Annotated in this window: 4 protein-coding genes; 3 read left to right on the top strand and 1 reads right to left on the bottom strand. The window is 45.8% G+C overall.

The genetic code is table 11. The features are described from left to right. From EIZ48_RS11020 to EIZ48_RS11010, 3 genes are all read left to right on the top strand, one after another. A partial coding sequence (locus EIZ48_RS11020) for a 4-alpha-glucanotransferase (protein ID WP_160650966.1) occupies positions 1–189 on the top strand: 189 nt, incomplete at its 5' end. A gap of 58 nt (positions 190–247) precedes the next feature. Next, on the top strand, positions 248–2,392 hold the full coding sequence (glgB, locus tag EIZ48_RS11015; RefSeq protein ID WP_192928546.1) for a 1,4-alpha-glucan branching protein GlgB: 2,145 nt from the start codon (positions 248–250) through the stop codon (positions 2,390–2,392). Positions 2,393–2,652: 260 nt separating this feature from the next. After that, entirely contained in the window at positions 2,653–4,233 is a 1,581-nt protein-coding gene (locus EIZ48_RS11010) for a methyl-accepting chemotaxis protein (RefSeq protein ID WP_160650958.1), read from the top strand. 75 nt (positions 4,234–4,308) lie between these two features. Here EIZ48_RS11010 and EIZ48_RS29705 read toward each other — a convergent pair whose 3' ends face one another. After that, complete coding sequence (locus EIZ48_RS29705) at positions 4,309–5,607, bottom strand: methyl-accepting chemotaxis protein (protein WP_160650955.1); 1,299 nt, start codon at positions 5,605–5,607, stop codon at positions 4,309–4,311. Positions 5,608–6,000 lie beyond the last annotated feature (393 nt).

Raw genomic sequence — 6,000 nt, 5'->3', positions numbered from 1 at the left:
GCACTGTTGAGCCTTCAGCTGGAAGACTGGTTAGAAATGGACCAGCCAGTCAATATTCCGGGAACCGTCGATGAGTATCCAAACTGGCGCCGTAAGCTTTCAACAACGTTGGATGATATCTTTACTCGCCAGAATATTATTGACTTAACTCGACGTTTAACCGAAACACGAGAGAAAGCTTCACAATAATCTAATCAGGAGTAATGCGTTGGACACACTGACAGTGACCCGCAGTGATAAGGAATACATGCAGCTCGAAAGAGCTGCATTCTCAGACCCATTTTCTTTTTTAGGCCCACAATATCAGCCTCAAGGGATTGCACTGCGCGTGTGGATGCCTGGGGCTGAAAGTGTTGATGCAGTAACGGAAAAAGGTGAGCGATTCACTTTAGTTCGAGATGCAGATAGTGGCTTCATTCTGAAAGGTGATACAGACCTTACCACTGAACTTTACCAGCTAGAAATCCGCTGGTCGGAAGGCGACCAAACCGTCTACGACCCTTATCAATTCCACAACCTGCTGCCTTCGGGCGAAGCCTTGACTACGCCTTCTCTTATGCACAGCGAGATGGGGGCACAGCTAATTACTCTGACGAAAGGCAGCAAGTCGGTCTCAGGTGTTCGCTTTTTGATCTTCGCGCCGAATGCATCGGCGGTAAGTGTTGTTGGCCAGTTCAATGCGTGGGACGGTCGTCGTCACCCGCTGCAAAAACTGGATAATGGCCTGTGGGGACTATTCATCCCTGGCCTTACAGAAGATGAGCTGTATAAGTTCGAGCTAAAAGACAGCGAAGGTAACGGACTCCCGCATAAGGCCGATCCATGGGGCTATTACTCAGAGCAGTATCCGTCATTTGCCTCGAAAGTATACGATCAGTCACGATACCAGTGGAATGACAGTAAGTGGCAGTCTCGTCCGGTGACAGCCAAGCATCAGCAGGCGCTTTCTTTCTATGAACTTCATGCAGGTTCATGGCGCACCAAGGATAATGGTGATTTTCTTACCTATCGTGAGCTTGCCGATGAGTTGATCCCGTATTTGCAAGACATGGGCTACACCCATGTTGAGCTGATGCCAATTTCCGAGCACCCTTTCTACGGTTCGTGGGGTTATCAGCCAATTGGTCTGTTTTCGCCTAGCAGCCGTTATGGTTCTCCAGATGACTTCAAGTACTTTGTCGATCAGTGCCACCAGGCTGGTATCGGTGTTGTACTTGATTGGGTTCCGGCCCATTTCCCGTCAGATGACCATGGTTTGGCAAACTTTGACGGTACGGCCCTGTTCAATGATCCAGACCCGCGTCGTGGCTGGCATCAGGACTGGCAGAGCTATATTTATGACTACGGCCGTGACCATGTACGTCGCTTCCTGGTCTCGAATGCACTGTTCTGGTTTGAGCACTATCATATTGATGGTCTGCGTGTTGATGCAGTTGCGTCAATGCTCTATCTTGACTATTCCCGTGAGCATGATCAGTGGATCCCTAACCACGAAGGCGGCAACGTCAACTTTGATGCGGTTAGTTTGTTACGTTGGATGAATGAGGAAGTCTACCGTCATTATCCGAATGCGATGACTATTGCTGAAGAATCCACAGCGTATCCGGGGGTGTCAAAACCGACGGATATGGGCGGTCTTGGGTTTGGGTTTAAGTGGAATATGGGATGGATGCATGACAGCCTTTCTTATATTAAGGAAGAACCTGTTCATCGCCGGTATCACCATGACACGATTACCTTCCCGATGGTTTACGCCTTCAGTGAGAACTATGTGCTGTCGCTGTCTCATGACGAAGTGGTGTATGGCAAAGGCTCCTTGCTGAACAAAATGCCGGGTGACGAGTGGCAGCAAACGGCCAACTTGCGTGCATTTATGGGCTATATGTACGGTCAGCCGGGCAAGAAGCTGAATTTCATGGGGGCTGAAATTGCGCAAAGTGCGGAGTGGGCTCATGAAGGCCAACTTGAATGGCACTGGCTGCAATACCCAAGACATAGCGGTGTTCAGGCGCTGGTTCGTGATTTGAACAAGCTGTACACCAGTACACCGGCGTTGTTTGAGCAGGATTGCTCACCACAAGGCTTTGAATGGCGCGTCCAGGATGACGCCGACCAGAGTATATTAGCTCATGAGCGAATTGCACTGAATGGTGACAAGGTACTGGTCGTCACGAACTTTACGCCGGTTCCACGTCAGGGCTATACCCTCGGTGTTCCTGAAGCAGGTGAGTACACGCTAGTACTGAATACCGATGATGAGAAATACTGGGGAAGTCAGGCAGCTGTTACACAGGTTGCTAAGACTACCAATGAAGCGAGCCATGGTTTGGTCAACTCGATCAAGCTAGATCTGCCTCCGCTGTCGACAGTGTTCCTTACCTTTTCTAGGTAGTTATAACTCTGCAAGTTAACTCAAGCCCGTGATCTCCATCACGGGCTTTTTGTTATCTATATCAAATTTTTATAGCTGCTCGTGCAACTGATTCAAAAACTCTTGTAACTACGTTCGTTTTTTGACAATTTTGCGTCAAATTAACTTACATCAAGTTGTTAGAATGGAATAAGTGTCACAATCACATGGCAAGGTTGTTTCATGGCAAGAACGATATTGCCTTGTATAAAAAGAACGCTAATAAAAAAATAGAGATAATAATGACAAGAATTGTAGACCAAGCCTCAGCAAATGTTGGCGGTAAGGCTGTTGATTACTCTGCTGAATTAGATTTGATATCAACAACCGATCCGCAAAGCCATATCACTTATGCGAACCAGAGTTTTTGCGATGTCGCCGGTTATCGTGAAGACGAGCTAGTGGGAAATCCTCATAACTTAGTGCGGCATGGCGATATGCCCAAAAAAGCCTTCGCACAGCTTTGGCAGTATGTCCAAGCTGGCAAAAGCTGGATGGGTATAGTGAAGAATCGTTGTAAGAACGGAGACTATTACTGGGTCTCTGCTTTTGTAACGCCTATTACTGACGAAAATGGCCAGGTTATTGAATACCAGTCTGTTCGAAGCCGTCCGACAGAAGAAGAAGTCCAGCGAGCTACCGAGGCATATAAGGAGCTTGATAATGGCTCGGAAGGAACGAAAAAGTTTAGATTTCGTCAGGGAATTTTGCTTAATAGCGTAATTACCCTGGCGGTTTTGTTTTCTCTGGTGCAAATGTTCGTTGATGTTCCTTTTGCACTCACCGCGTTCTTACCTGTTCTGTTATTGGTAGGGCTGAGTATTAACATCTTGTCTCAGTCACGCTTGAAAGTGGTGCAGGAACTTGCCAAGAAAGCCTATGACAACCCGGTGATGGAGCCTATTTATACCGGAAAGAAAGATGACTACTCGGTTATTGAGCTGGCGTTAAGAATGCGCCGCTCTGAGCTGAGGGCGATTGTTGGCAGGGCAAGCGAGACATCCGGCGATATTCTGATCTCAGCCGAAGATGAATTTGCCAATAGCCAGCAGATTAAGACTAATCTGGCACAGCAAGCAGAAGCGACTGAACAGGTGAGTGTGGCGATGGGGCAAATGTCATCGACAGTGAGAGAAGTTGCAGAGAGTGCGGCTCAGTCATCGACATTAACCTTCCAGGCCCAGGAAATGGCTGGTAGCGGTCAGACAAGTGTTGAGACGACGATTGAATCAGTACTGTCACTGCACAGTGAGCTAGATAACTCAAAGCAGGTAATTAATGCACTGTCTGAAAGTAGCCGTCAGATTGAGGGCATTTTGGATGTGATTGGGTCTATTGCCGATCAAACCAATTTGTTGGCGCTTAATGCGGCTATTGAGGCAGCCCGTGCCGGTGAGCAGGGACGAGGGTTTGCCGTGGTTGCAGATGAAGTTCGTTCTTTGGCGCAAAAGACCCAATCTTCAACCGGTGAGATCCATGAGATGATTAATCGCCTGCAGGCGACCGCGAAGCAGGCGGTAGAAGCTGTTGAGCGTGGTGGTGAGTTGTCCGAACACTGTCGTCAGCAGGCAATCGAGACAGGCGAGCGGCTTGGTGAAATTAATGAAATGCTGAATAAGGTGACAGACAGCAGCCATCAGATTGCTTCGGCTGTAGAAGAGCAGGCCGGTGTGAGTGATGAAATTGCTCGTAATATCGAGCAAATCAGTGAGCTGACAGCGTCAACGTCTGAAACCAGTGACAAGTCGGTAGAAAGCACCCGCATGCTGGTAGAGCGTCTTGAGGCACTACAGCGTTTGATGGTTCAGTTTAAACGAGCTTAACTGAAAGCGAAACACATCGATATATTAATGAAAAAGGCAGCTAAGTTAGCTGCCTTTTTATATGCTTCGTGCTATTTATACTTCTGATAGGTCCATGACAGTCTTAGAGACATTTTCGGCACCGGCATAAATCTCGTCCATTACCGTTGATACCTCGGTGATCTTATTCATTCCGTCGTTGGCGATAGAGGCGACTTCATCCATGGCGACGGTGACGCTGTCAGTGAGGTTCTTGTTGTCCAATACCACACTGGCGATTTCACTGGTTGATTGGCTGGTACGGGAAGCCAATTGCCTGACCTCGTCGGCAACCACAGCAAATCCTCGGCCCTGCTCACCAGCACGGGCAGCTTCGATCGCCGCATTAAGCGCCAAAAGGTTGGTTTGATCGGCAATCTCTTTAATCGTAGAGACAATGGCTTCTATACTTTGTGACTTGGTATTTAACTGTTGGATCTTGCCGGAGGCTTCTTTCACTTTATCAGATATACCTACTGAAACTTCAACCGAGTCACTTAGAAGATCAGAACCTTGTTTGGCTATCTGGGCCGTTTCGACAGAAGTGCTATAGGCAATATCAGAAGCCTGAGAGACAGCCTCACTTTTTTCGACTTGTTTGGTAATATCAGAAGCAAACTTGATCACTTTTATGACTTTTCCGGAAGTATCAAATATAGGGTTATAAGTCGCTTCTAGCCAAACTGCCTCACCATGGCTATTTCTTCTTAAAAAGCGGCCAGATTTAAATTGGCCGCTTTCTAAATCCTGCCAGAAGGATGGGTTCTCGGAATAAAAACTCTCGTCGCAGAATATTCTATGGTGTTTACCTGCAATTTGACTGATTGGATAACCCACAGTCGACAAGAAGTTATCATTAGCAGTGAGGATATTACCTTTAGGATCAAATTCAATTGTTGCTAATGAACGGTTTAATGCTGTTAGAACGCTTTCCTTATTTAAGCTCTCAATGGTACAGGCTGTGACATCGGAAGCAATTTTCATTATTTTGATGACTTGACCATTAGCTTTTATAGGAAAATATGTCGCTTCAAGCCAAAGCGTTTCTCCTGCTTTATTTCTTCGCTCGAAAGTGCCTTTTTGCGCCTGGCCCTGACGAAGCTGCTTCCAAAAGTTTTCATATTCAGGGGAGTTCGCATATGACTGAAAACACATGACTGAATGATGCCTGCCAATAACGTCATCACGTTTGTAACCAGTGACATCTAGAAAGTTTTGGTTGGCGGTCAGAATATTACCCTGTGTATCAAACTCAATGGTAGCGAGACTCTCGTGAATTGACTCAATGACAGCTTCAAGGTTCGAGACAACCTCTTGTTTGCTGCTAAGCTCTGCTTTTAACTTCCGATTAAACATTCGATCCCGACCCTATATAGCTGAGTTATTAATTCTATTAATAAGAGAATTTTGTCTAAAAATGACACAAGCAAGTCTGTATTTTATTAGTATGCACATTATCAGTAGCGGAGATATGCTAGCTAATATTTGCTAATATTTCATCATAATTTTATACAATTTATCATTTGTTTTTTGAAAATTACTTATAAAACAGAAGGATATATATTCCCTTGTGATAATGTGTTTGATGATGAGTAATATTAAGAATCATCAAGGTAAATATAATTGAATGGAATTGTTACTGTTTTGGGTGGGCTTGGTGAAAATATACCGAGTCACTAATGGATTCGGTGCATATAACTCTAAATGCTAAAGGGGGGTATTATTTATCGTAATGTCAGTTCGGTAATT

It is taken from the genome of Photobacterium alginatilyticum, from assembly GCF_009910675.1.
Lineage (GTDB): Bacteria > Pseudomonadota > Gammaproteobacteria > Enterobacterales > Vibrionaceae > Photobacterium > Photobacterium alginatilyticum.
This window is presented reverse-complemented; position numbering and strand designations above follow the sequence as displayed.

What these genes read in the sequence shown, in the direction of transcription:
- EIZ48_RS11010 (WP_160650958.1), top strand. Translation starts at nt 2,653, where the DNA reads ATGACAAGAATTGTAGACCAAGCCTCAGCAAATGTTGGCGGTAAGGCT.
- glgB (WP_192928546.1), top strand. Translation starts at nt 248, where the DNA reads ATGCAGCTCGAAAGAGCTGCATTCTCAGACCCATTTTCTTTTTTAGGC.
- EIZ48_RS29705 (WP_160650955.1), bottom strand. Translation starts at nt 5,607, where the DNA reads ATGTTTAATCGGAAGTTAAAAGCAGAGCTTAGCAGCAAACAAGAGGTT.